A 23,913-nucleotide genomic window follows, 5' to 3' on the forward strand; every position below is an offset into this window, starting at 1 on the left:
AAATCGCAGGAGGAAGAGTACTAATGGATTTATTAGGGAAAACTAGAAAGATTAATGCAATGCTACAAAAAGCAGCTGGTAAACCAGTAAACTTTAAAGAAATGGCTGAAACACTTTGCGAAGTGATCGAATCAAACGTATTCGTAGTAAGTCGTCGCGGTAAATTATTAGGAATCGCTGTTAAACAGCAAATTGAGAATGCGCGCATGAAAGATATGTTAGAAGCACGCCAGTTCCCAGAAGAATATACTCAAAGCCTATTTAACATTCAAGAAACATCTTCTAATTTAAACATTGAAAGTCAATATACAGCTTTCCCGGTTGAAAATAAAGACTTATTTGATGCAGGACTAACAACAATCGTTCCAATTATCGGAGGCGGAGAGCGTCTAGGTACGCTTGTACTATCTCGTTTAGACCGTCAGTTCGAAGACGATGATTTAATCCTTGCTGAATACGGTGCAACGGTAGTAGGTATGGAAATTCTTCGTGAAAAAGCAGAAGAGATTGAAGAAGAAGCGCGTAGCAAAGCTGTTGTACAAATGGCAATTAGCTCATTATCATACAGTGAGTTAGAAGCTATTGAGCACATCTTTGAAGAGTTAAATGGAAATGAAGGACTATTAGTCGCAAGTAAAATTGCTGACCGCGTTGGAATTACACGTTCAGTAATCGTAAATGCGCTACGTAAATTAGAAAGTGCTGGCGTTATCGAATCACGTTCGCTAGGAATGAAAGGAACTTACATTAAAGTTCTTAACAACAAATTCTTAGTAGAGCTTGAAAAATTAAAATCTAACTAAGTTTATGAACCAAAAAGCACACGGGCAAAGCCCGTGTGCTTTTTTTATATGCTCTCAGTATGAAAAGGTTCGCTCTGGGTTAAGACGATTCGTTCACTATTTTTATAAATCTTTAACAAACTTCATATAAAAATCTAAAAATTATATTATAGAATCTTTAAATAGTAAAAAGATACTAGTTGATTACAAATCGTTACTTTTATTACATATTGTTCAGGACTTATGGTATGTATTTTGATTTTAAATTAAAAAAATAGAGCTAAAGTACAGCATTGATGTTAAAATATGCTTGGAAATCGAATGAAAATTTTGGTTTATAGTCCAAAAGTTCTTAAAAAAGGATAGACATTGCATGAAGTTTTTCTTACAATAAGTTCTATGGTACTAAAGTCGAAATTTGTCTCATTTTTGAGAAAAATAGAATAGGTAAGCAGGTGTAAGAATTGAGTTTGTTTTCAACTACTTTTCAAACAATTGAAAATGGAATTAGCTACGCGTCACAAAAGCAGCAGACGATTGCACAAAATATCGCAAACGTTGATACTCCAAATTATAAATCGAAAACAGTATCGCGTACGAGTGAATTTCGAGATTTATTACATAACGAGTTAGAAGCATATCAGACTGATTCAAAACATATCCCATTTTCCGATTCATCCCAGCGAGTGATTACCCAGCAAGGAAACACTTCCTATCAAGCAAATGGAAACAATGTGGATATGGATAAAGAGATGGCGGATATGGCTGAAAATCAAATTTACTATGAGGCGCTAGTAGATCGTTTAAACGGAAAATTTAATTCTCTTCAAACAGTCATTAGAGGGGGGAAATAAGTTTGACAATTTTTCAAAATATGAATATTACATCTTCAGCTTTAACTGCCAATCGTTTAAGGATGGACGTTGTTTCATCTAACATGGCGAATGCTGAAACGACAAGAGGGACGTACGTTAATGGTGAGTGGCAGCCTTACAAAAGAAAAATGGTTGTCATGCAGTCTGATCGTTCGCCTTCTTTTTCGTCTCTCTTACACTCCGAAATCAATAAAAGTCAAAACAATGGTGTAAAAGTCACAGATATCGTAGAAGATAATACTCCTTTTAATTTAGTATATAATCCGACGCATCCAGATGCTAATGACCAAGGGTACGTGCAGATGCCGAACGTAGATCCCTTAAAGGAAATGACGGATTTAATTAGTGCTACTCGATCCTATGAAGCAAACGTGACGGTCTTTAATACAAACAAAAATATATTAACAAAGACGTTAGAAATTGGAAAATAAAGGAGCGATAAAATGATTAATGGTATCAGCAATCAAATAGCAATAGCAAAAACAGCCGCTTCGACTGGCACTGGACAAACAACTCAACAGTTTTCAACGTTTTTAAAAGACTCAATCAATGAGTTAAACAATGCTCAACGCGCTTCGGATATAGCGACTGAAAAGCTTGCTAAAGGAGAAAATGTCGAACTCCAAGATGTAATGATTACTGCTCAAAAAGCAAGTATTACGATGCAAACGGCTCTTGAAATACGCAATAAAGCTGTTGAAGCCTATCAGGAAATGATGAGAATGCAAATGTAATTGAGCGGTTATTAAAGAAAATGAAAATAGTAATAACCGGAGGAATACCATGAATGAAAGAATAGCTCTTTATCGAGATAAGATGAAAGTCTTTTGGAATAACCGCAAAAAAGGACAGAAAATAGCCCTTATCGCTGCTCCTCTTGCGGCTATTCTAGTCATTAGTTTAGCATCTGTTTTCTTAAACAAAGATAAATTTGTCCCTCTTTATAGCAATCTATCGGCTCAAGAAACAGGACAAATCAAAGCAGAGCTTGATGCTAGAAGCGTCCCTTCAGAAATCTCTGATAATGGAACAACCATTTCGGTGCCTGAACAAAGCGTTGACTCGCTAAAAGTTGATTTAGCTGCACAAGGAATTCCTGATAGCGGAAGTATCGACTATTCGTTTTTTGGGAAAAATGCGAGCTTTGGTATGACAGACAATGAATTTGATGTGTTAAAACTCGATGCGATGCAAACTGAATTGGCTAACTTAATGAAAAACATTCAAGGAGTCAACGATGCAAAAGTGATGATTACCCTTCCCAATGAAAGTGTATGGGCGAATGAAAAGCAGGGAGAAGCCTCTGCATCGATTGTGCTTAATACAAAGGCTGGTTATAAATTTGATGATCAGCAAATTAAATCTCTTTATCATTTAGTATCCAAAAGTGTGCCAAACCTTCCTACAGATAATATCGTCATTATGAACCAATATTTTGAGTACTTTGATTTAAAAGGAAATGAAACGGATTCAGCTTCTAGCTCATTTGCTTCGCAGAACGAAGCGAAAAAAGAAGTTGAGCGGGATATTCAGCGTCAAGTACAGCAAATGCTAGGAAGACTGGTCGGTCAAGACAAAGTAATGGTCTCGGTTACAGCAGATCTTGATTTTACACAGGAAAATCGCGAAGAAAAGCTAGTAGAGCCTGTTGATAAAGATAATATGCAAGGAATTGCCGTTAGCGCTGAAAAAATCAATGAAACATTTTCTGGTAAAAATGCTCAAGATGGAGGCGTTGCTGGAACAGGAGAAGAAGATACAACAAATTACTCATCTAGCACAGCAAGTGGAGACGGAGACTACGAAAAAAACGAAGAACGTATTAATTATGAAGTGAATCGAATTCATAAAGAAATCGTTGAAAGTCCATACAAAATTCAAGACCTTGGCATTCAAGTAATGATAGATCCCTCCAATGCAAAAGGGAAATCACAAGTGTCCGATACGCTTGAGTCAGACGTTCAAAAAATGTTAGGTACAATTGTCCGTACTTCTATTTCAAAAGATGCAAATACGAAAGCTCTCTCGGATAACGCGGTCAGCGATAAGATTACCGTTTCCGTTCAGCCGTTTAATGGACAAGAAACAGCTGACAGCACAGCAAGTTCGATTCCATTGTGGATGTATATAATCGGAGGAGCACTGCTGCTTATTATTGTTGTTCTTATTGTGCTGTTGGTTAGGAAAAGGCGTCAAGACTTAGATGAAGACGAATATGATGAAGAGTATGATGAAACTTTTGAAGCATATGAAGCGGCACAAAAAGCCCCTGTTTTAAGTGCTGAACAGCAAACAAAAAGCAATCTTGAAACGTTAGCGAAGCAAGACCCAGAAGAGTTTGCAAAGCTGCTACGAACATGGATTAGTGAGGATTAGGAGGAAAGCTAATGGTAAAGGCTATGCAAAAAAATGAGTTAACTGGAAAGCAAAAAGCAGCAATTTTGTTGATTTCTCTCGGTCCGGATGTATCAGCTTCTATCTATAAACATCTTAGTGAAGACGAAATTGAGCAACTAACGCTTGAAATTTCTTCAGTGAGAAAGGTAGAGCCGTCCCTAAAAGAAGCTGTGCTTCATGAGTTTGAACAAATAACGCTTGCTCAAAACTACCTTGAAAAAGGAGGAGTAAGCTATGCGAAACAGGTGTTAGAAAAAGCACTTGGACCAGAGCAGGCTATGATGATTATCAATCGATTAACTTCTTCTTTGCAAGTTCGTCCGTTTGACTTTGCCAGAAAAGCTGATCCTATGCAGCTGTTAAATTTTATTCAGCATGAGCATCCTCAGACGATTGCCCTTATTTTATCTTACTTAGAACCGCCGCAGGCAGGACAAATCTTATCATCACTGCCTCAGGAAAGGCAAGCGGATATTGCAAGGCGGATTGCAACGATGGGAAGTACGTCTCCGGAAGTCATTAATGAAGTGGAGCAAATTTTAGAGAGAAAGCTTTCAGCTACCGTTACCCAAGACTATACCCAAACAGGTGGTTTAGAAGCAGTAGTTGAAGTATTAAATGGAGTGGACCGAGCGACTGAAAAAATTATTATTGATACGCTTGAAATTCAAGATCCGGCATTAGCAGAAGAAATCAAACAGCGAATGTTTGTATTTGAGGATATCGTAACGCTCGATAACCGTTCTATTCAGCGTGTGATACGAGATGTAGAAAATGATGATTTATTGTTGAGCTTAAAAGTAGCAAGTGAAGAAGTGAAATCTATTATTTTTAAAAATATGTCTAGCCGTATGGTGGAAACGTTTAAAGAAGAAATGGAATTTATGGGCCCTGTGCGTTTGAAAGATGTAGAGGAAGCCCAGTCACGTATCGTTGCTGCAATTAGACGTTTAGAAGATGCTGGTGAAATTGTACTAGCTCGAGGTGGAGGAGACGATATTATTGTCTAATATCATTAAATCAACTTATACGAACAAACTTTCAGACGAAAATGCTAAGCACATTCAAGTCATTCCATTTGGTTTTCCGATACAAGATGAGCCGACAGAAGAACATCTTCAGCAAGAAAATGCACAGCACGTTATTGAACAAGCGCATAGTGAAGCTGAAATGATAAAGGCCGAGGCAGACGCTTACCGCAAACAGGCTCAAAACGAAGTTGAACGTTTGAAAAAGCAGTGGGAAGAAGAGAAGGTGCTGCTGTTTCAACAAGAAAAAAAACGCGGCTATGAAGAAGGGTACGAAGAAGGGCTGCTTCAAGGGAAACAAGAGTACGAACATGTATTAGCCATGTCGCGAAACATCGTTGACGAAACAAAGAATCAGTACTACGAATATATAAATCAATCTGAAGAAGTCATTTTTGAATTAGGTTTCACCCTAGCAGAAACGCTTTTAAATGAGCAGCTTCAAAGAGATGAATCATTTTTATCACTTGTTGCAAGGTCTTTAAAAGAAGTTAGAGAACATAAAGAAATCCAGCTTTTTGTTTCTCCCAAAAAATATGCATATGTATGTGAACATAAACGAGAACTGTTCGATTTATTAAACGGAGAAACCGGGCTGTTTATTTATGCAGATGAAAATCTTCAGGAAATGGATTGTGTCATCGATTCCTCTTATGGGCGTCTTGTTGCTTCTTTTGATAGTCAGTTAACGGAAATGAAGAAAAAATTAAAAGAACGTTTGTTAGAGGGGAGTAAACATGAAAGTCGCACAACTCATTCATGAAATCCCGCGCACATCTTCTTTTAAACGGTACGGGAAAGTCAGCCGAGTAGTAGGAATGATGATTGAATCTAAAGGACCTAGAACGTCAATAGGAGATGTTTGTTTTATTCATCTCAGTGAACGAGGAGATAAAATTCGTGCAGAAGTTGTTGGTTTTAACGGTGAGCACGTCGTTTTAATGCCTTATACGTCTGTTCGATATATCGGACCTGGCTGCCTAGTGGAAACAACAGAAAAACCTCTGCAGGTAAGCGTGGGGAAAGAGTTAATAGGTCAAGTGCTTGATTCGTTAGGCAACCCTTTAGATGGGTCTGAACTTTCTCATTATTTGCCTTTTGTTTTAACCGATCAAGACCCCCCTAATCCTTTAGAGCGCCCGCCTATTGAACAGCCTATTGAAGTAGGTGTACGGACGATTGATAGTTTGTTAACCGTAGGCCGAGGGCAGCGCATAGGTATTTTTGCAGGAAGCGGTGTTGGGAAAAGTACGCTGCTTGGGATGATTGCTCGTAATACAAAAGCAGATATCAATGTCATTGCCCTTGTAGGCGAGCGAGGAAGAGAAGTTAGAGAATTTATTGAACGAGATCTTGGAGAGGAAGGGTTAAAGCGCTCCGTTGTAGTAGTTGCTACCTCGGATCAGCCTGCTCTACTTCGAATGAAAGCAGCATATACAGCTACTTCTATTGCTGAATACTTTCGAGATGAGGGGCTGAGCGTCATGATGATGATGGATTCTGTTACCCGTGTAGCAATGGCTCAGAGAGAAATTGGATTAGCCGTAGGTGAACCTCCGACTACCAAAGGTTATACACCATCTGTTTTTGCTAGCTTGCCAAGGCTGCTTGAACGTACAGGGACTAATCAACATGGATCTATTACCGCTTTTTACACTGTATTAGTAGACGGTGATGATATGAACGAACCTATTTCGGATACGGTGCGAGGCATTATAGACGGACATATTGTACTAGACAGGGAGCTTGCCAATAAAGGTCAATATCCGGCCATCAATGTCTTAAAAAGCGTTAGTCGCGTGATGAACCATATCGTAAGTGAACGGCATAAAGAAGCAGCTGAAAAACTGCGTTCATTAATGGCTACCTACGCTAATTCTGAAGACTTAATTAACATAGGTGCCTACAAAAGAGGATCTTCTGTTTACATTGATGAGGCAATCCACTATCATCCTGTCATTGAGGCATTTTTAAAGCAAAAAACGAACGAACATCCATCGTTTGAAACAAGTGTAACAAAGCTCTGTGAACTGTTTGTGAAAGGTGAGTAAATATGGCATATGAATTTAGGTTATCTAAAATAATGGCAATTAAGTCAAATGAAAAAGATGAACTGCTATCTCAATATAATCAGTCCCTACAGCAGTTTGAAACAGCGGGTGAAAAGCTTTATAAAAAGTTAAAAGAAAAAGAAACGCTGATTGAACAGCATACGGGCAAAATGAAGCAGGGGCTTTCTATTTTAGAAATTACATCATTTCAGCAGTTTTTAACAAGTGCCGAACGAGTGATTGAAAGGCTGCAACAAGAGGTCATGTTTGCCAGACAGCAAATGAACTTAAAGAAACTGAAGCTAGAAGAAAAGAATATAGAAGTAAAGAAGTATGAAAAATTAAAAAAGAAAGACTACGATTCTTATATAACAGCGGAAAAACAATTAGAAGCGAAGCAAATGGATGAGCTGTCTTTACAGCAGTACATGCTGCATAGAAATTAGGTGAAAAACATGGCTAAACGAAAAGAATTAAGAGAAGAGTACGAAGAAGAAAACTATGAAGATGGGAAATCTTACAGTAAAAGCCAGGTGTTTTTATTTTTAATCTTTATTCCAGCGGTGTTCCTCATCTTGGCAGCTTACATTGTCCTGACACTTTTAGGCGTCAATATAAATGATAAGGTTTCTGCTGTTACACACGCCATTCCATTTGTATCAAGTGAGCAGTCACAAAAAAATGAAAATATTCAAGAAAGCAATGAAGAAATACAAAAGCAGGTTGAGAGCCTTCAAAAGAAGCTGAGCACGAAAGAAAAGCAAATTTCAGCCTATGAGAAAACGATCAGTACAAAAGATCGTCAAATGGATGAACTAAAAATTGAAATGCGTGATATGGAAGAAAAAGCCGATGACGAAGCGAAAAAACAAAAGAACAATCAGCTGGCGAAAAAAGATGTCATTGCTACCTATGAAAACATGTCTCCTAAAAATGCAGCGCTCATTTTTGCCGAATTAAAAGAAGACAAAGCGGTCGCGATGCTTAAGCAGTTCAAAGCAAGTACAAGAACGGCAATCTTAGAAAAAATGGATCCGAAAGTAGCTGCACGCTATACGACATTGTTAACAGATCAGATTGATGAATAAAAGCAGAGGTGAAAACAGTGGAAATTTCACTACGTCCAGCAGCTGCATCAAAGGTAAACTGCGATGAAAAAGCGGCTGTTATTCAGACTCAGGGTTTTTTTGAAGAAATCGTTCAACAGCTTCAGCAGCTAAATGCGCAACCTTTAGCGAGCCGGGAAAAATCATTGAATGAACAAGCGATAAATCAAGACGTCTTTAACGCGGTCGGGTTAATTGCGATTCAGTTAAGCGAAGCAGAATATGAAGGAGATGAACCGTCTGTCTTATACGAACATCTAGCCGAGATGATCAGTAGTATTCCAAGTAGTCTAGATTTGGAACAGCCGCTTCTAAAGCTGCAGCACGTGTTAACAGAAATGCAGCAGGAACCTGTTTCATCTAAAACAGACAGTCAAGAACAATATTTGTCTTCTATTTCCAGCTTGTTGACTATATGCAAAAACACGTCGTCTGCGTTTCAAACAGAGTTTGCTCAGCTGATGGAAGAACTACAAAAACCGCAGCTACAGTCAGTGAAGATTTCAGATTCGCAGCTTCAAGGCTTGCGGAAAGCTGCTGTTGAAAAAATAGAGAAAATTCATAAACAACCACGTGTATTAACCGATACCTTACATGAAAAGCGCTCAGCTGGTTTTTTCGCCGTTGTTCATTCAACTTCAAAAAATTCTCTAAAAGATATGAGCGCTGTTCGTAAAGAAGAAAAAGGGCCGCTATTTAATCAGCTTCCATGGAAAAAAGATGTGGTTTTAGGTAACCCAAGTATAGATAGTGAAAGTTCTTTCACTGCTAAAACAGCCGGGTTGACGTTAAAAAATAACCCATCAGCTTTTGGAGCTGGAGAAATGCTTAAGATTCAAGAGTTTTCTATTGATCTAGGGCAAGCAAACTCTGATCATCAACAGTCTGACGATCTGGTAAATGAGCTGCAAAAAATATGGAGTAAAGCTTCGATCAGTACTGAAGAAGGAGCATCTAAGCTTTCCATTAAATTGTTTCCAAAGCAGCTAGGTACGATTTCGATTGAAGTGCTTCAACAAGACAATGAAAAAATTGCGCAGGTTGTGGTAACGTCAGCGAAAACAAAAGAGCTGTTAAATTCCAACCTTTTCAGTTTACGACAAGCTCTTGCGTCTCAACGCGTAGCGGTTGATCAAGTGGATGCGGCGGGCGTTCAAGTAGCTCCAGAAAGTTCTGTAACAGAGATGAATGCTTTTGGTAAAGAAGAAGAAGAGCCGCAGTTTTCTATTGATTTAAGCCAAGCAAAATCAGACTATCAGCAGTCTAGGGATTTGGTGAATAATCTGGAAAAAATATGGAGTGAAGCTTCCATCAGTATTGAAGAAGGAGCATCAAAGCTTTCCATTCAGTTATTTCCAAAGCAGCTAGGTACGATTTCAATTAAAGCGTATCAACAAGACAATGAAACGGTTGCACAAGTAGCTGTATCGTCAGTGGAAACAAAAGAGCTGTTAAATTCCAACCTTTTCAGTTTACGGCAAGCTCTCGCTTCTCAGCATGTATCGGTTGAACAAGTGGATGCGGCGGACGTTCAAGCAGCTCCAGAAAGCTCTGTAACAGATATGACTGCTTTTGGTAAAGAAGAAAAAAGGCCGCAGTTTTCTATTGATTTAGAGAAAGCAAAATCAGATTATGAACAGTCTAGCGATCTGGTAAACAAGCTGGAGAAAATATGGAGTAAAGCTTCGATTGGTTCTGAAGAGGGAGTATCCAAGCTTTCCATTCAGCTATTTCCAAAGCAGCTAGAGGCAATATCAATTGAAGTGCTTCAACAAGACGATGAAACGATTGCGCAGGTTGTGGTAACGTCAGCGAAAACAAAAGAGCTGTTAGATGCCAATCTTTTCAGATTACGGCAAGCTCTCGGGTCTCAGCATGTATCGGTTGAACAAGTGGATGTGGACGCTGTTCATACAGCTTCAGAAAGTTCCGTGAAAAATATGACTGCTTTTCCTAAAGAAGAAAAAGCACCGTTTTTTAATCAGCTTCCATGGAAAAAAGATGTGGTTGTACCCAGCGGAAGTATAGATACCAATAGCTTTTTGGAAAACAGCGAAAGTCCGGCAGGTACACACACAACCGGGGCGCCAGTAGGGAATCAGGCATCATCCTTTGGAAGTGGAGAAATGCCTAAGCTTCAGCAGTTCTCTATTTATCTAGGGCAAGCAAAATCTGACTATCAGCAGTCTAGCAATTTGGTAAACGAGCTTGAGAAAATATGGAGTAAAGCTTCGTTTAGTGCCGAAGAGGGAACATCCAAGCTTCTCATTAAGTTATTTCCTAAACAGCTAGGTGCGATTTCAATTGAAATGCTTCAGAAAGACAGCGAAACGGTTGCGCGAATTGTCGTATCGTCAGCAAAAACAAAAGAGTTATTGGACTCCAATCTTTCAACTTTGCGGCATGGTCTCGCGTCTCAGCATGTATCAATTGATAAAATCGATGTGCTACTGTCAGAACAAGCGATGTCGTTTAACAATGAAAACGACCAGCAAAAAGAAAGACAGGAAAAAGAAGCGTTTAAAAAAGAAGAAGAAGATCAAGATTCACAACAATTGGAAGAATCGGCTTCCTTTCTATCTTCTTTTGAATCAGCGCTCATTAACTACAACGTATAGGTGATAACAATGACAAATGAAATTACGTCTGACTTGTATTTAAGCAATAGGGACACACAAGTGAAGCAAACGGGAAACAGCTCGCTTGGCAAAGATGACTTTTTGAAGCTTTTGATTGCTCAGCTTCAAAATCAAGATCCAATGAATCCAATGGAAGACAAAGACTTTATTGCTCAAATGGCTCAGTTTTCTTCCCTTGAACAAATGACAAATATGAGCACATCGCTCAATACGTTTGTAACGCAGTCTCAGGCTTCTCCTATTTTAAAAGGAAGCGAATTAATTGGTAAAACCGCTGCATGGTTAGATGAAGAAGGAAATAAAAAGCAAGGAGTCATTTCAACAGCATCCGTCAAAAACAATGAGGTATCGTTTACGATCAACGATGAAAATCATACGGTACTTTCGCTAAACGATATCTTAGAAGTAAGCAGTTAACCAACCAAATTTAAGGAGTGATTTTATGTTACGTTCGATGTATTCAGGAATCAGCGGCATGAAAAATTTTCAAACCAAATTAGATGTCCTAGGAAATAACATTGCCAATGTTAATACATACGGCTATAAAAAAGGACGTACAACGTTTCAAGATTTAGTAAGTCAGCAGGTAGCAGGAGCGACGGCACCGGGAGCTAACCGTGGAGGTGTTAATGCTAAACAAGTCGGGTTAGGTTCACAGATTGGCACGATTGATACAGTTCAAACGGCAGGGAGTATTCAGTCAACGGGACGTCCGCTTGATTTGGCTATTTCTGGGGATGGGTATTTTGTTGTAAATGATGGAAACACAAATTATTACACAAGAGCAGGTAATTTTTATTTGGATAGCAGCGGTAATTTGGTAACGGGTGATGGACTGTATGTACAAAAAACCGGAGGAGGGAATATTAATATTCCTTCAACAAGTAAGAGCTACAGTATAGGAGCAAATGGGAAGGTTAATATCATAGATGCTAACGGAAATATAACTCCAAATACACCAACAATTGAACTTGCTAAATTTGCAAATAATGAAGGACTCCAAAAGGCAGGAGGAAATTTATTTACTCAAAGCGTAAACTCAGGAAATCCTTTGCTAGGAGCTCCAGGAGCCAACGGTACAGGAACCTTCGTCTCAAGCGCCCTTGAAATGTCCAACGTTGATTTATCGGAGGAATTCACGGACATGATTGTTGCACAGCGCGGATTTCAAGCGAATACAAGAATTATCACAACATCCGATGAAATACTGCAAGAATTAGTGAATCTAAAACGATAGGCGGGAGGAAGGAGTAGGTATTACTCCGGTTGATTATGATCACTTTAACGAGGCTAAACGGCAAAACATTTACGTTAAATGCTCTTTACATCGAGCAGGTTGAGGCATTTCCAGATACAACTATTACGCTAACAAATAACAAAAAGCTAGTGGTAAAGGATTCAGTTGAAGAAGTGAATGAGAAAGTGACGAGTTATTATCAGCGAATTAACGTATTAGGACTGCAGCAAACGACGGAGGAATAAAGTGTGTTCAAAAATAAGCTAATTAGTAAGATGATTATTATCCTGCTTTCTCTTACTTTAATAGGAAGCATTGCGGTTATTGTGACGTTAAAGTATACGGAGCAGGCAAGTACCGAAAAAGGTCCATCTATCGACGATGTGATTAAAGCTTCTGTGGATGTAACGGATATTAAAACCAATTTAAAAAGCAATAACTACATCAGCATCTCCTTTAAAATTCAAATGGATAGTAAAAAAGCGGCAGCAGAGCTTCAAAAAAGAGACTTTCAAGTAAGAGACATTATTATCAAACGGCTCTCCGATATGAGTGCTCAAGATTTTGAAGGAACGCAAGGGCTCAGTACGTTAGAAACAGATATTGCAAAGCAAATTGATCAATTAATGGAAAACGGACATGTTGTTAAAATTTATACAACGTCTAAAGTGTTGCAGTAAAGAAAAAGGGAGGGAAGCTAGTGGCTGGGGATGTATTATCACAAAATGAAATTGATGCACTATTATCCGCGTTATCAACCGGAGAGATGGATGCGGATGAGCTAAAAAAGGAAAATAAAAAACAGCGCATTCGTACATATGATTTTAAACGCGCGCTGCGTTTTTCAAAAGATCAGATTCGCAGTTTGACGCGAATTCATGAAAATTATGCGCGCATGCTCATCAACGTCTTTTCGGCACAGCTTCGTAACGTTGTACAAGTGTCCGTTGTATCAGTGGATCAAATTCCGTATGAGGAGTTCATTCGCTCTGTTCCGAAAGTAACCATCTTAAATGTGATAGCTGTCCCTCCTTTAGAAGGGCATATCATTATGGAAGTCAATCCGAACATTGCCTATGCGATGCTTGACCGCTTGCTCGGGGGACAAGGCGAGAGCGGTGGGAAAATTAGTAACTTAACGGAGATTGAAACGAGCTTGGTTCGAAACTTGTTAGAGAAAACGTTAGACAGTATGAGAGAAGCTTGGAGTTCTATTGCGGAAATTGAACCTGAAACATCAGAGTTTGAAGTGAATCCTCAGTTTTTGCAGGTGATTTCACCAAATGAAATTGTCATCGTCATTTCATTAAACGTACAAATTGGAGATGAAACGGGCATGATCAATCTATGTATTCCGCACGTGACGCTTGAGCCGATTGTGTCCAAACTGTCCGTTCATTACTGGATGCAATCTTCGAAAAAAGAACCTAACGTACAAGAGGTTGAGCAGCTAAAGGAACAAATTAAGGATGCGGAATTGCAGGTTGTAGCCGAGCTAGGAAAAGCGGATATTTCCATTGAAGATTTCCTAGCATTAGATGCGGGAGATGTTATTCGACTGCAAACAAGCGTTCATAATCCGTTAACTATTTACGTCGGAGAACAACCTAAATTTATTGCACAGCCTGGAAAAGTCAGTCGGAAAGTCGCTGTGCAAATTCTAGATGATGTTAAGAGGAGGAACGAAAGGAATGAACGATGACATGCTTTCGCAAGATGAAATTGATGCGTTGTTAAAAGGAACTTCTTCACTTGACGAGTTTTCAGAGCCGAATAAGTCAAGTCAAGTAGATGATTACTTTACGGAAATGGAAAAAGACGCGCTTGGCGAAATTGGAAATATTTCGTTTGGCAGTTCAGCAACAGCGTTATCGGCTTTATTGAATCAAAAAGTCGATATTACCACACCGTTTGTATCGCTCGTATATAAAGAAGAGCTGACGGATGAATTTCCAAATCCTCATGTCGCTGTGCAAGTTCAGTACACAGAAGGCTTTTCTGGTACGAATTTGTTAGTTATTAAACATGAAGATGCAGCTGTTATTTCAGATTTGATGCTTGGTGGAACGGGAGAGAATCCGACGGAAATCATGGATGAAATTAAGCTGAGTGCAGTGCAGGAAGCGATGAATCAAATGATGGGTTCTGCAGCGACGTCTATGTCTACGGTATTTCAAAAGAAAATTGATATCTCTCCGCCGAGCTTAGATATTTTAAATATTCAAAAAGGAGAAGGCACAGAGCTGATTCCCCAAGATGACGTCTTTGTAAAAGTCTCTTTTAATTTGAAGGTAGGCACATTAATCGATTCGAATATTATGCAGCTGTTATCGATATCTTTTGCCAAAAGTTTGGTGGAAGAGCTCTTAGTTCCAAGCGCAGAAGGTACCGCAGCTTCTATTGAAAAAGAATCAGACCTTAACGAAAAGCAAACAGAACCGCTGACAGCTGAATACATACAGCATGAAGAAACACAGCAGGCAGAACCTGTTCATGTACCAGTTGATGTTCAGCCCGCATCGTTTTCAGAGTTCGAGCACGTGTCTTCTCCTCAAGGGGATTCGCGAAATTTAGACATGCTGCTTGATATCCCGCTTCAAGTTACCGTGGAGCTTGGAAGGACTAAGCGAACGGTTCAAGAGATTTTAGCATTATCTTCTGGTGCAATCATTGAACTTGATAAACTAGCAGGCGAACCGGTAGATATCTTGATTAATAGCAAATTAATTGCAAAAGGTGAAGTGGTCGTCATTGACGAGAATTTTGGCGTTCGCGTAACTGATATTATTAGTCAAAGAGACCGTATTAACAAACTAAAGTAATGATTTTTAGGAGGAGTAGAGATGGGAAACCGAATTTTAATTGTAGATGATGCTGCATTCATGCGCATGATGATTAAAGATATTTTAACGAAAAATGGATATGAAGTAGTAGCGGAAGCGGCAGATGGCCAGCAGGCTGTGGAGTTATTTAAAGAGCATGCACCAGATCTTGTCACAATGGATATTACGATGCCTGAAATGGATGGAATTACGGCCTTAAAAGAAATTAAAAACATAAAAAGTGATGCCAAGGTGATCATGTGTTCAGCGATGGGACAGCAGGCAATGGTGATTGATGCCATTCAAGCAGGGGCAAAAGATTTTATCGTTAAGCCGTTTCAAGCAGATCGTGTATTAGAGGCAATTTCAAAAGCAATTGGATAAACAACAGATTGGCGGGACTTTCCCGCTAATCTTACACTATGTTGAAGTAAGAGGTGGCAGACATTGCTGCGAAAGTTCGTAATTGTTGCGCTGTTAATAAGCGTATTAGCAGGATCAAATCAAATCGTCTATGCAGAAAGTGGATCTGCATCGGTAAAAGAATGTTTGGAGAAAACGGAGAAGTGTTCAGAGAGTGAGAGTACTGATTCAAAAGAAAAAACTGAACTCCAGGCGACGCCTGCGCTTTCAGCTGGAGATATCGTGAAGATGATATTCGCGTTTTTACTTGTAATTGGGCTGCTTTTTGCGCTCTTAAAATTTGTAAATAAAAAAGGAAGGCTGCTACAAAAAAATAAAGTCGTACAAAACTTGGGTGGTACAAATGTTGGAAGCAGCAAGTCTGTACAAGTAGTCAAAGTTGGAAATCAGCTTTTTGTTATTGGAGTCGGTGAAAATGTGCAGCTTCTTTCAGAAATTACAGGGCAAGAGAAACAGCAGCTGCTTACGCAGTATGAGGAACAACAGAAAAACGAGGGCGAATATAAAGTCGTACTACCGTCTTTTTTAGAAAAATTCACTTCTAAAAAAGAAGAGAAATCTAGTCATTCTTTTCAGCAGCTTTTTCAGCGAGAAATGAATGAAATGAAAATAAAAAGACAAAACGCACTGAAAGAGTTAGAAAGGAACAAAAAGAACGATGAATGAAGTGATGAATCTCTTTAACTCGAGCAGTCCTACAAATATTTCAACTTCTGTCCAGCTTTTGTTGCTGCTGACGGTGTTTTCAGTAGCTCCTGGAATTTTAATCATGATGACCTGCTTTACACGAATTGTCATTGTGCTTTCATTTGTACGTACGTCGCTTGGGACACAGCAAATGCCTCCTAATCAAGTATTAGTTGGTTTATCGCTGTTTTTAACATTTTTTATTATGGCACCAACTTTTTCTCAGGTAAATGAACAGGCGCTTCAGCCGCTTTTAAAAGAAAAAATCACGTTGAATCAAGCCTATAAAAAAGCAGCTGAACCAATGAAAGAATTTATGAGTGCTCATACAAGACAAAAAGATTTAGCTCTTTTTTTAGAATATGCGGATATAGATAAACCATCCTCTGTTCAAGAAATTCCCTTAACTGCGCTCGTTCCAGCTTATGCGATCAGTGAGCTAAAGACGGCATTTCAAATTGGATTTATGATTTTTATTCCTTTTCTCATTATCGATATGATTATAGCAAGCGTGCTGATGTCTATGGGAATGATGATGCTTCCTCCCGTTATGATTTCGCTCCCATTTAAAATTTTACTATTTGTACTGGTTGACGGCTGGAATTTAGTTGTTAAATCATTATTAATAAGTTTTCAATAGGTGATAGACAATGAATGGAGAATTTGTCATTTCGTTAGCAGAAAAAGGCGTGTATACAATTTTAATTGTATCTGGTCCTCTATTACTGCTGGCCCTTGTAGTTGGGCTCATTATTAGTATTTTTCAAGCAACTACCCAAATTCAAGAGCAAACTCTTGCTTTTGTTCCTAAGATTGTAGCGGTCTTAGTAGGGATTGTATTTTTTGGTCCGTGGATGTTATCGAAAATGATTTCATTTACATATGAAATTTTTGCAAATCTGTATCGGTACGTAGGATAGCTATGAGTCAGTTGATCTTATCCTATCCCGCGTTTTTACTAGTACTAGTGCGGGTAACGTCTTTTTTCATCACTGTTCCGCTATTTTCATACAAAACGATTCCCGCAGTTCATAAGGTAGGTTTGTCTGCCTCGCTATCCGTCATTATTGCGACAACGATTGATTTACCCGTCGTTTCGTTAGATGCACAGTTTGTACTTTTAGTAGTAAAAGAATGTGCTGTTGGGTTGTTTATTGGTTTGACTGCGTATGTATTTATTATGGCTATTCAAATCGCCGGAGGTCTCATCGATTTTCAAATTGGGTTTGCCATTGCCAATGTAATAGACCCGCAGACAGGGGCGCAAAGTCCGATACTAGGTCAATATTTATATGTATTTGCTCTTCTATTTTTATTATCGACCAATGGGCATCATTTATTAATAGACGGCATTTATAATAGTTATTTAATTATTCCGTTAGACAAAGTAGCTTTCCCTGTGGGAAGCCAAGCATTTGCTACACACATCATAACTGTTTTTTCATCGATGTTTTTAGTAGCCGTTCAAATGTCTTTGCCTTTGGTTGGTTCATTATTTTTAGTCGATATCGCGCTTGGCATCATCGCGAGAACGGTTCCGCAGTTAAATATTTTCGTAGTTGGATTTCCGGTGAAAATCATCGTTGCTTTTATTTTACTAATTGTAGTGATGGGGAGCATGTTTTATATGATGCAAATCATATTTGAACAAATGATAGAAGCGATGCGCGCGATGATCCGCATATTAGGAGGGGTGTAGCTTTGTTTTTAGTAAAAGTTGATTTGCAATTTTTTGCAGGAGAAAAAACGGAAAAAGCTACACCTAAAAAAAAGCAGGACTCTCGAAAAAAAGGACAGGTAGCTAAAAGTCAAGACGTTACCACTGCGCTCATTCTTTTAATGGTTTTTCTTTATTTTTTGTTTGGAGCCAAACAATTTTTACAGCAAATGATGAAGCTGTTAAGAGAAGCTTTTCAAACGTATATGCTTGAGGAAGTGACGGCAGAGCGCGTATTTGCGATGTTTAAGCATCTTCTTCCTTCAATTGCTCTTGCAGCGGGTCCTGTCATGCTCGCAGCTTTTGTTGCTGCGCTCGGAGCGAATTATATGCAGGTTGGCATTCTTTTTTCCACGGAGTCCCTTCAGCCTAAGTTAGAAAAGATTAACCCTATTAGCGGAGCCAAACGAATTTTTGCCATGAGAGCGCTGGTAGAACTAATCAAGTCAACGCTGAAAATTATGTGTATCGGAGCCGTCACGTTTTTTATCTTATGGATTCACATAGAAGATGTATTAAATTTATCTCAAAAAAGTATAGGGGACTCGCTGGTTGTTCTGTCTAAGCTTGTTTTTCAAATGGGACTTGCAGCTTCGCTTATGCTTTTATTTTTATCGCTGCTTGATTATTTGTACCAAAAGTTTGATTTCGAGAAAAATATTCGAATGTCAAAGCAAGATATCAAAGATGAGCATAAAAACATTGAAGGAGATCCTCTAATCAAATCAAAAATAAAGCAAAAGCAGCGTGAAATGGCAATGTCTCGCATGATGCAAGAAGTTCCAAAAGCAGATGTCGTCATTACAAACCCTACTCATTATGCCATTGCTTTAAAATATGATGAAGAAAAAATGGATGCTCCCTATGTTGTAGCCAGCGGCGTAGATTTTATTGCTCAAAAGATCAAAGGAATTGCCAAAAGTCATGAAATTATCATGGTAGAGAACCGCCCGCTGGCAAGAGCGCTTTTTGATCAAACCAAAGTAGGGGATGCGGTTCCAGAAGAGTTTTTTAAAGCGGTGGCTGAAATATTAGCTTACGTATACCGCATTCAAAATAAAATGTAACGTTACGCTATTGTAAGGAGAGAAAAATTAATGTCTGCAAGAGAACTGCCAGTTGTTATAGGTGTTGTACTCATTATCGTTATGCTTGTTATTCCGTTGCCTTCATGGTTATTAAGTATTTTAATCATGATTAACATTTCTCTTGCGCTGCTTGTACTGCTCGTTTCCATGAATATGAAAGAACCTTTAGAGCTATCGGTGTTTCCGTCTTTGCTGCTGGTTCTTACGCTGTTTCGATTAGGTTTGAACGTATCGACAACCCGTTCAATTTTAGGAACAGGAGAAGCAGGCGGAGTAGTGGAAACATTTGGCCACTTCGTGATTGGTGGAAATCCGTTGGTGGGGTTTGTTGTCTTTATTATTTTAATTATCATTCAGTTTCTCGTTATTACAAAAGGAGCGGAGCGTGTTTCTGAAGTAGCCGCACGTTTTACCTTGGATGCGATGCCAGGGAAACAAATGAGCATTGATGCAGATTTAAATGCAGGTATGATTTCAGAAAAACAAGCAATTGACCGCCGTGAAAAAATTCAGCGCGAAGCAGATTTTTACGGAGCAATGGATGGAGCTAGTAAATTCGTCAAAGGTGATGCCATTGCAGGGATTGTCATTACCCTTATTAACATCTTGTTTGGAATTATTATCGGCATGCTGCAAATGGGAATGTCCATCACTGAAGCATCCCAAACGTTTACTTTGTTAACAGTAGGCGATGGATTAGTGAGTCAAATTCCAGCCCTCATGATTTCAACAGCGACGGGAATTATCGTCACGAGAGCTGCTTCAACAGGCAATTTGAGCGAAGATATTACACGGCAGCTGTTTGCTTTTCCCGTTATGCTTTATGTAACTGGAGGAACAATTGCCGCTCTTGGTTTAATCACGCCAATTAATGATGTCATTACAATGCCTATTGCTATTTTATTAGGGGTGGGAGGCTATTATTTGTCTCAGGCTAAAAATCAGGCGGTTCGTGAAGAAATGGCCCCTACTGAAGAAGAGCTAGAAGACAATGAAATGAAAAGTCCAGAGAGTGTTGTCAATCTATTAAGCGTTGATCCGATTGAATTTGAATTTGGGTATGCATTAATTCCGCTTGCTGATACGAATCAAGGAGGCGATTTACTCGATCGAATTGTTATGATTAGGCGCCAGCTGGCACTTGAGCTAGGATTAGTCATTCCAGTTGTTCGTATCAGAGATAACATTCAGCTTCAGCCCAACGAATACTGTCTTAAAATAAAGGGCAATGAAGTGGCGAAAGGGGAGCTGCTGCTCGATCACTACTTAGCAATCAGTCCCGGAATGGATGATGAGTTGATTGAAGGAATTGATACGTTAGAACCAGCTTTTAAAATGCCTGCGAAATGGATTAGCGAGTCGGTGAAGGAGCAGGCTGAGATGTTTGGGTATACCGTTGTGGACCCACCGTCGGTTGTGTCTACGCACATAACAGAAGTTATAAAATCGTATGCGTATGAGCTGATTGGAAGGCAGGAGACAAAGCAACTAATTGATCACACAAAAGAAACATATCCTATTTTAATTGAGGAAGTAACGCCTAATCCGCTTTCCGTTGGAGACATTCAAAGGGTACTGGCAAAACTTTTAAAAGAGAGCGTCTCAATTCGAAATTTACCCATTATTTTTGAGGTGCTGGCCGACTACGGAAAAATGACGTCAGACACCGATTTGTTAACTGAATATGTCAGGCAAGGACTTGCAAGGCAAATTACCAGTCAATATACGGTCCAAGAAGGTCTGCTTCGAGTTCTTACCCTTTCAGGAAAAGTTGAAAAAACGATGGCGGAAGCTGTTCAACAAACGGAACATGGGAACTATTTATCACTAGACCCTAACGTTTCACAAGCTATTGTGGAAAGTATAGCTAAGCAAATAGAAACACTTTCTTTTCAAGAACAGTCTCCAATTGTGTTATGTTCTCCTGCAGTGAGGATGTACGTGCGTCAAATCACTGAGCGGTATTTTCCTCATATGGCGGTTTTATCATATAACGAGTTAGAAGCAAATGTTGAAGTTCAAAGTGTTGGAGTGGTGGATATCTGATGAAAGTAAAAAAATATGTAGTAGAATCTATGCCGCAAGCTATGAAAGCCATTCGTTCAGATTTAGGTGAGGAAGCGGTTATTTTACATTCGAAACAAATTCGAACAGGAGGTTTTCTTGGCTTATTTACTAAGGCGAAAATAGAAGTATTGGCAGCTGTCGATCCCGTAGAAAAGCTGAGCGTAAAGAAGAACTCAGCGCCGCCAGAACCCAGTATGGAAGATAATCAATCTTTTATGAAACAGCAGCTCAGTGAGTTAAATACTCTTGTCTCACAAATGAGTCAAATGCCAAAGGTTTCTTCAGGTTCATATCCAAAAGTAGTGGAAGATGTGCTTGCTTATTTGCGTTTGCAAGAAATAGACGAAGCTATTTTAGAAAACTTGGAGGCTCCTATGCTAGAATACTACTACTTACATCGCCCTAACTCAAACCAACTCATGAAGTGGACGAAAAACTGGTTTACCAATCAGTTTAAAGCAAGTGAATGGAGCGGTCCTTTCAAAAAATATGTAAGTGTAGTAGGGCCAACAGGTGTCGGTAAAACAACCACTCTTGCTAAATTGGCTGCAAAGTGTGTCCTAGAACAAAATCAAAAAATAGCATTTATCACAACGGACACCTATAGAATTTCAGCGATTGAGCAGCTCAAGACGTACGCTTCGATCTTAAATGCGCCTTTAACGATTTGCTATAACGGAGAAGATTTTAAAAAAGCTTTGCTGGAAACAAAAGCATACGATGTGATTTTTATTGACACAGCAGGCCGTAACTTTTTAGAACCGCAATATGTAAATGATTTAAAGAAAATTATTACGTTTCAAGAAGATTTGCAAACGTTTCTTGTTCTAGCACTAACGTCAAAAGCATCAGATATGAAAGCTATATATGAACGTTTTGCTAGTCTCCCTGTTGATCAACTGATTTTTACGAAGCGAGATGAAACAACTCACAAAGGTTCGCTTTTAAATATGTTGTATCGTTACGGCCAACGAGCTGCTTTTACAACAAACGGGCAGGATGTACCAGAAGATGTTTCGTCATTTAAAATAGAAGAGTTTATCGACGATGTGTTTGGAGATTGGAAAGATGAATGATCAAGCAGCAGTTTTAAGAGAAAAAGTGTTAAAGAAACATCAAAACTCTTTAAGGAATTGTAAAACGATAGCCGTGTTAAGCGGAAAAGGAGGAGTTGGAAAGTCGAATCTATCATTAAACTTATCTCTTGCGCTAACGAAGCAAAAGCAAAGAGTTCTTCTTTTTGACATGGATATAGGGATGGGGAATATTGATATTTTGATTGGACAAACTGCTTCCTATACGATGGTTGATTTGCTAGAAAAAAAGCTTTCCATCCAGCAAATTATTAAAAAAGGTCCTGAAGATTTAGCTTATGTGGCTGGTGGAACGGGAATTTCCTCTGTATTTGAATGGTCTCCATCGGACCTTGCTCATTTAATACAAGAATTGAGTTCTTTGACAAATCAATACGATTACATGATTTTTGATATGGGAGCGGGCATGTCAGAGAGTGTGCTTAAGTTTTTAAAAGCTGTAGATGAAATGATCGTGGTCACAACACCCGAACCTACATCTATCACAGATGCTTACGCTGCTATTAAGCTAGCAGCTTCCTATTCTGTATCAGCACCGGTTCGTCTTATTATTAACAAAACGCTTTCTGACAAAGAAGGAAATGAGACGTATGAACGATTTAACCGAGCTGTTCAGCAGTTTTTGAACATATCTATTTCTCTATTAGGTATTGTGCCAAACGATCAAGCTGTCCAGAAAGCGGTCAATCGCCAAATGCCTTTTTTGCTTCAAAACCCAACATCTAAAGCAAGTGTATCACTAATAGAAATGGTGAATATTCTTATTCCTCAAGACAATAGGATAACGGCTAAAAACGAGGGAATGTTTATTCGGCGCCTCAAACGATTTTTTCTTGAAAGGTAGGAAATGAGAGTGAATGAAATAAAGGTGCTTATTGTAGATGATTCTGCATTTATGCGAAAGCTAATCGGCGATTTTTTAGCATGTGACAGTCGTTTTCACGTTGTGGGTACCGCACGTAACGGTGAAGAAGGGTTGAAAAAAGCGCTCGAGCTGTCGCCAGACATTGTGACACTTGATATCGAAATGCCTAAAATGAATGGCTTAGATATGTTAAAGCAGCTTATGCGTGTGAAGCCCCTTCCTGTTGTCATGTTATCGAGTACAACAATAGAAGGTGCTGAAAATACGCTGACCGCTATGCAGTACGGCGCAGTTGATTTTGTTGCTAAACCTTCGGGAGCTATTTCGCTGGACTTACATAAAGTGAAAGATGAGCTTATCTCTAAACTATTGCTTGCTAGTAAAGCCAACATATCTTCAAGCAGTCATCAGCACGTGCAAAACAGAAGTGTATATAACCTCCCGATGGGGACGAAAGTGAACAAAATGATTTGTATTGGCACTTCTACTGGAGGACCGCGTGCGCTGCAAGAAGTATTATCAACTGTTTCAAAAGACATAAACGCACCTATTTTTATTGTGCAGCATATGCCTCCAAATTTCACAAAATCATTAGCGGTTAGACTAGATCAGCTAGCTGATATTGAAGTGAAAGAAGCACAAGACAATGAAATCGTGCGCTCAGGATGTGCGTACATTGCGCCTGGAGGTTTTCATATGACGGTTGTAGAGAAAGAAGGACAGCTCAGCATTTGTTTAGACACTTCTTCACCTGTAAAGGGACATCGCCCCTCAGTGGATCGTTTGTTTCAGTCGATTAGTAAAATTTCAGGTTATCAAAAACTTGCTATTGTGTTGACGGGAATGGGGGCGGATGGAACGGAAGGCATTATTGATTTAAAGAAAAATAAAGACGCGCTTATATTGGCTGAATCTAAAGAAACAGCTGTCATTTATGGGATGCCCAAATCAGCTGTTTCTACAAAGCTTGTTGATTATATTGAACCGCTGCGAAGCGTTGGAAGCTTTATTTCTCGCTACGCACAGAAATAGGAG

At 39.1% G+C, this 23,913-nt stretch carries 27 protein-coding genes; all 27 read left to right on the forward strand.

Features of this window, described 5'->3' with window-relative positions; genetic code table 11:
- Window positions 1–23: 23 nt before the first annotated feature.
- The 27 genes from codY (at window position 24) to ACNHOZ_RS03770 (ending at window position 23,910) form a co-directional block, all read left to right on the forward strand.
- Window positions 24–803, forward strand: a complete 780-nt coding sequence (gene codY, locus ACNHOZ_RS03640; protein ID WP_013058882.1) for a GTP-sensing pleiotropic transcriptional regulator CodY — start codon at window positions 24–26, stop codon at window positions 801–803.
- Between the two features lie 443 nt (window positions 804–1,246).
- Window positions 1,247–1,636 (forward strand): flagellar basal body rod protein FlgB, encoded by a 390-nt coding sequence (gene flgB / locus ACNHOZ_RS03645; protein ID WP_028411435.1) that lies wholly within the window; start codon window positions 1,247–1,249, stop codon window positions 1,634–1,636.
- Window positions 1,637–1,638: 2 nt separating this feature from the next.
- The gene (gene flgC / locus ACNHOZ_RS03650) at window positions 1,639–2,088 is read left to right on the forward strand and encodes a flagellar basal body rod protein FlgC (RefSeq protein ID WP_028411434.1); all 450 of its coding nucleotides are present in this window, start codon (window positions 1,639–1,641) and stop codon (window positions 2,086–2,088) included.
- A 12-nt stretch (window positions 2,089–2,100) separates the two neighbouring features.
- Entirely contained in the window at window positions 2,101–2,391 is a 291-nt protein-coding gene (fliE, locus tag ACNHOZ_RS03655; RefSeq protein WP_028411433.1) for a flagellar hook-basal body complex protein FliE, read from the forward strand.
- 49 nt (window positions 2,392–2,440) lie between these two features.
- Window positions 2,441–4,033 (forward strand): flagellar basal-body MS-ring/collar protein FliF, encoded by a 1,593-nt coding sequence (gene fliF, locus ACNHOZ_RS03660; RefSeq protein WP_048019845.1) that lies wholly within the window; start codon window positions 2,441–2,443, stop codon window positions 4,031–4,033.
- An 11-nt stretch (window positions 4,034–4,044) separates the two neighbouring features.
- Window positions 4,045–5,064, forward strand: a complete 1,020-nt coding sequence (gene fliG / locus ACNHOZ_RS03665) for a flagellar motor switch protein FliG (RefSeq protein WP_025750326.1) — start codon at window positions 4,045–4,047, stop codon at window positions 5,062–5,064.
- Complete coding sequence (fliH, locus tag ACNHOZ_RS03670) at window positions 5,057–5,845, forward strand: flagellar assembly protein FliH (protein WP_033579779.1); 789 nt, start codon at window positions 5,057–5,059, stop codon at window positions 5,843–5,845. The genes fliG and fliH overlap by 8 nt, the downstream gene beginning before the upstream one ends.
- Window positions 5,820–7,133, forward strand: a complete 1,314-nt coding sequence (fliI, locus tag ACNHOZ_RS03675; protein ID WP_028411430.1) for a flagellar protein export ATPase FliI — start codon at window positions 5,820–5,822, stop codon at window positions 7,131–7,133. The genes fliH and fliI overlap by 26 nt, the downstream gene beginning before the upstream one ends.
- 2 nt (window positions 7,134–7,135) lie before the next feature.
- Entirely contained in the window at window positions 7,136–7,579 is a 444-nt protein-coding gene (gene fliJ / locus ACNHOZ_RS03680) for a flagellar export protein FliJ (protein ID WP_028411429.1), read from the forward strand.
- A gap of 9 nt (window positions 7,580–7,588) precedes the next feature.
- Window positions 7,589–8,221: a MotE family protein gene (locus ACNHOZ_RS03685; protein ID WP_033579781.1), complete on the forward strand. Its 633-nt coding sequence runs from the start codon at window positions 7,589–7,591 to the stop codon at window positions 8,219–8,221.
- Between the two features lie 17 nt (window positions 8,222–8,238).
- Window positions 8,239–10,857 carry a flagellar hook-length control protein FliK gene (locus tag ACNHOZ_RS03690; RefSeq protein WP_255904309.1) on the forward strand — a complete coding sequence of 873 codons (2,619 nt, stop codon included), beginning with the start codon at window positions 8,239–8,241 and terminating at the stop codon, window positions 10,855–10,857.
- 9 nt (window positions 10,858–10,866) lie between these two features.
- Complete coding sequence (gene flgD / locus ACNHOZ_RS03695) at window positions 10,867–11,295, forward strand: flagellar hook assembly protein FlgD (protein WP_048019847.1); 429 nt, start codon at window positions 10,867–10,869, stop codon at window positions 11,293–11,295.
- Between the two features lie 25 nt (window positions 11,296–11,320).
- A complete protein-coding gene (gene flgG / locus ACNHOZ_RS03700) occupies window positions 11,321–12,115 on the forward strand; it encodes a flagellar basal body rod protein FlgG (protein WP_033579783.1) in 795 nt (264 codons plus the stop codon).
- A gap of 35 nt (window positions 12,116–12,150) precedes the next feature.
- Entirely contained in the window at window positions 12,151–12,360 is a 210-nt protein-coding gene (locus ACNHOZ_RS03705) for a flagellar FlbD family protein (protein WP_025750317.1), read from the forward strand.
- A gap of 3 nt (window positions 12,361–12,363) precedes the next feature.
- Entirely contained in the window at window positions 12,364–12,795 is a 432-nt protein-coding gene (fliL, locus tag ACNHOZ_RS03710) for a flagellar basal body-associated protein FliL (protein WP_028411424.1), read from the forward strand.
- Window positions 12,796–12,815: 20 nt separating this feature from the next.
- Entirely contained in the window at window positions 12,816–13,817 is a 1,002-nt protein-coding gene (gene fliM, locus ACNHOZ_RS03715) for a flagellar motor switch protein FliM (protein WP_243495118.1), read from the forward strand.
- On the forward strand, window positions 13,807–14,937 hold the full coding sequence (gene fliY, locus ACNHOZ_RS03720) for a flagellar motor switch phosphatase FliY (protein WP_230683450.1): 1,131 nt from the start codon (window positions 13,807–13,809) through the stop codon (window positions 14,935–14,937). The genes fliM and fliY overlap by 11 nt, the downstream gene beginning before the upstream one ends.
- 21 nt (window positions 14,938–14,958) lie before the next feature.
- Window positions 14,959–15,321, forward strand: a complete 363-nt coding sequence (locus ACNHOZ_RS03725) for a response regulator (protein WP_033579786.1) — start codon at window positions 14,959–14,961, stop codon at window positions 15,319–15,321.
- Window positions 15,322–15,384: 63 nt separating this feature from the next.
- On the forward strand, window positions 15,385–16,026 hold the full coding sequence (locus ACNHOZ_RS03730) for a flagellar biosynthetic protein FliO (RefSeq protein WP_028411421.1): 642 nt from the start codon (window positions 15,385–15,387) through the stop codon (window positions 16,024–16,026).
- Complete coding sequence (fliP, locus tag ACNHOZ_RS03735; protein WP_048019849.1) at window positions 16,019–16,687, forward strand: flagellar type III secretion system pore protein FliP; 669 nt, start codon at window positions 16,019–16,021, stop codon at window positions 16,685–16,687. The genes ACNHOZ_RS03730 and fliP overlap by 8 nt, the downstream gene beginning before the upstream one ends.
- Window positions 16,688–16,697: 10 nt before the next feature.
- The gene (gene fliQ, locus ACNHOZ_RS03740) at window positions 16,698–16,967 is read left to right on the forward strand and encodes a flagellar biosynthesis protein FliQ (protein ID WP_033579787.1); all 270 of its coding nucleotides are present in this window, start codon (window positions 16,698–16,700) and stop codon (window positions 16,965–16,967) included.
- 2 nt (window positions 16,968–16,969) lie between these two features.
- Window positions 16,970–17,746 carry a flagellar biosynthetic protein FliR gene (gene fliR / locus ACNHOZ_RS03745; protein ID WP_048019850.1) on the forward strand — a complete coding sequence of 259 codons (777 nt, stop codon included), beginning with the start codon at window positions 16,970–16,972 and terminating at the stop codon, window positions 17,744–17,746.
- Between the two features lie 2 nt (window positions 17,747–17,748).
- Window positions 17,749–18,831, forward strand: coding sequence for a flagellar biosynthesis protein FlhB (gene flhB, locus ACNHOZ_RS03750; protein ID WP_033579789.1), 1,083 nt, complete (start codon window positions 17,749–17,751; stop codon window positions 18,829–18,831).
- Window positions 18,832–18,861: 30 nt separating this feature from the next.
- Complete coding sequence (gene flhA, locus ACNHOZ_RS03755; protein WP_048019851.1) at window positions 18,862–20,898, forward strand: flagellar biosynthesis protein FlhA; 2,037 nt, start codon at window positions 18,862–18,864, stop codon at window positions 20,896–20,898.
- The gene (flhF, locus tag ACNHOZ_RS03760; RefSeq protein WP_028411416.1) at window positions 20,898–21,995 is read left to right on the forward strand and encodes a flagellar biosynthesis protein FlhF; all 1,098 of its coding nucleotides are present in this window, start codon (window positions 20,898–20,900) and stop codon (window positions 21,993–21,995) included. The genes flhA and flhF overlap by 1 nt, the downstream gene beginning before the upstream one ends.
- The gene (locus ACNHOZ_RS03765) at window positions 21,988–22,857 is read left to right on the forward strand and encodes a MinD/ParA family protein (protein ID WP_028411415.1); all 870 of its coding nucleotides are present in this window, start codon (window positions 21,988–21,990) and stop codon (window positions 22,855–22,857) included. The genes flhF and ACNHOZ_RS03765 overlap by 8 nt, the downstream gene beginning before the upstream one ends.
- A gap of 9 nt (window positions 22,858–22,866) precedes the next feature.
- Window positions 22,867–23,910 (forward strand): protein-glutamate methylesterase/protein-glutamine glutaminase, encoded by a 1,044-nt coding sequence (locus ACNHOZ_RS03770; protein ID WP_447697046.1) that lies wholly within the window; start codon window positions 22,867–22,869, stop codon window positions 23,908–23,910.
- Window positions 23,911–23,913 lie beyond the last annotated feature (3 nt).

This window comes from Priestia sp. D51, assembly GCF_053345675.1.

Excerpts from the sequence above, each read along its gene's own strand:
- codY (WP_013058882.1), top strand. The coding sequence starts at position 24 with ATGGATTTATTAGGGAAAACTAGAAAGATTAATGCAATGCTACAAAAA.
- fliE (WP_028411433.1), top strand. The coding sequence starts at position 2,101 with ATGATTAATGGTATCAGCAATCAAATAGCAATAGCAAAAACAGCCGCT.
- fliF (WP_048019845.1), top strand. The coding sequence starts at position 2,441 with ATGAATGAAAGAATAGCTCTTTATCGAGATAAGATGAAAGTCTTTTGG.
- fliG (WP_025750326.1), top strand. The coding sequence starts at position 4,045 with ATGGTAAAGGCTATGCAAAAAAATGAGTTAACTGGAAAGCAAAAAGCA.
- fliI (WP_028411430.1), top strand. The coding sequence starts at position 5,820 with ATGAAAGTCGCACAACTCATTCATGAAATCCCGCGCACATCTTCTTTT.
- fliJ (WP_028411429.1), top strand. The coding sequence starts at position 7,136 with ATGGCATATGAATTTAGGTTATCTAAAATAATGGCAATTAAGTCAAAT.
- ACNHOZ_RS03685 (WP_033579781.1), top strand. The coding sequence starts at position 7,589 with ATGGCTAAACGAAAAGAATTAAGAGAAGAGTACGAAGAAGAAAACTAT.
- flgD (WP_048019847.1), top strand. The coding sequence starts at position 10,867 with ATGACAAATGAAATTACGTCTGACTTGTATTTAAGCAATAGGGACACA.
- flgG (WP_033579783.1), top strand. The coding sequence starts at position 11,321 with ATGTTACGTTCGATGTATTCAGGAATCAGCGGCATGAAAAATTTTCAA.
- ACNHOZ_RS03705 (WP_025750317.1), top strand. The coding sequence starts at position 12,151 with ATGATCACTTTAACGAGGCTAAACGGCAAAACATTTACGTTAAATGCT.
- fliY (WP_230683450.1), top strand. The coding sequence starts at position 13,807 with ATGAACGATGACATGCTTTCGCAAGATGAAATTGATGCGTTGTTAAAA.
- ACNHOZ_RS03725 (WP_033579786.1), top strand. The coding sequence starts at position 14,959 with ATGGGAAACCGAATTTTAATTGTAGATGATGCTGCATTCATGCGCATG.
- fliP (WP_048019849.1), top strand. The coding sequence starts at position 16,019 with ATGAATGAAGTGATGAATCTCTTTAACTCGAGCAGTCCTACAAATATT.
- fliQ (WP_033579787.1), top strand. The coding sequence starts at position 16,698 with ATGAATGGAGAATTTGTCATTTCGTTAGCAGAAAAAGGCGTGTATACA.
- fliR (WP_048019850.1), top strand. The coding sequence starts at position 16,970 with ATGAGTCAGTTGATCTTATCCTATCCCGCGTTTTTACTAGTACTAGTG.
- flhA (WP_048019851.1), top strand. The coding sequence starts at position 18,862 with ATGTCTGCAAGAGAACTGCCAGTTGTTATAGGTGTTGTACTCATTATC.
- flhF (WP_028411416.1), top strand. The coding sequence starts at position 20,898 with ATGAAAGTAAAAAAATATGTAGTAGAATCTATGCCGCAAGCTATGAAA.
- ACNHOZ_RS03765 (WP_028411415.1), top strand. The coding sequence starts at position 21,988 with ATGAATGATCAAGCAGCAGTTTTAAGAGAAAAAGTGTTAAAGAAACAT.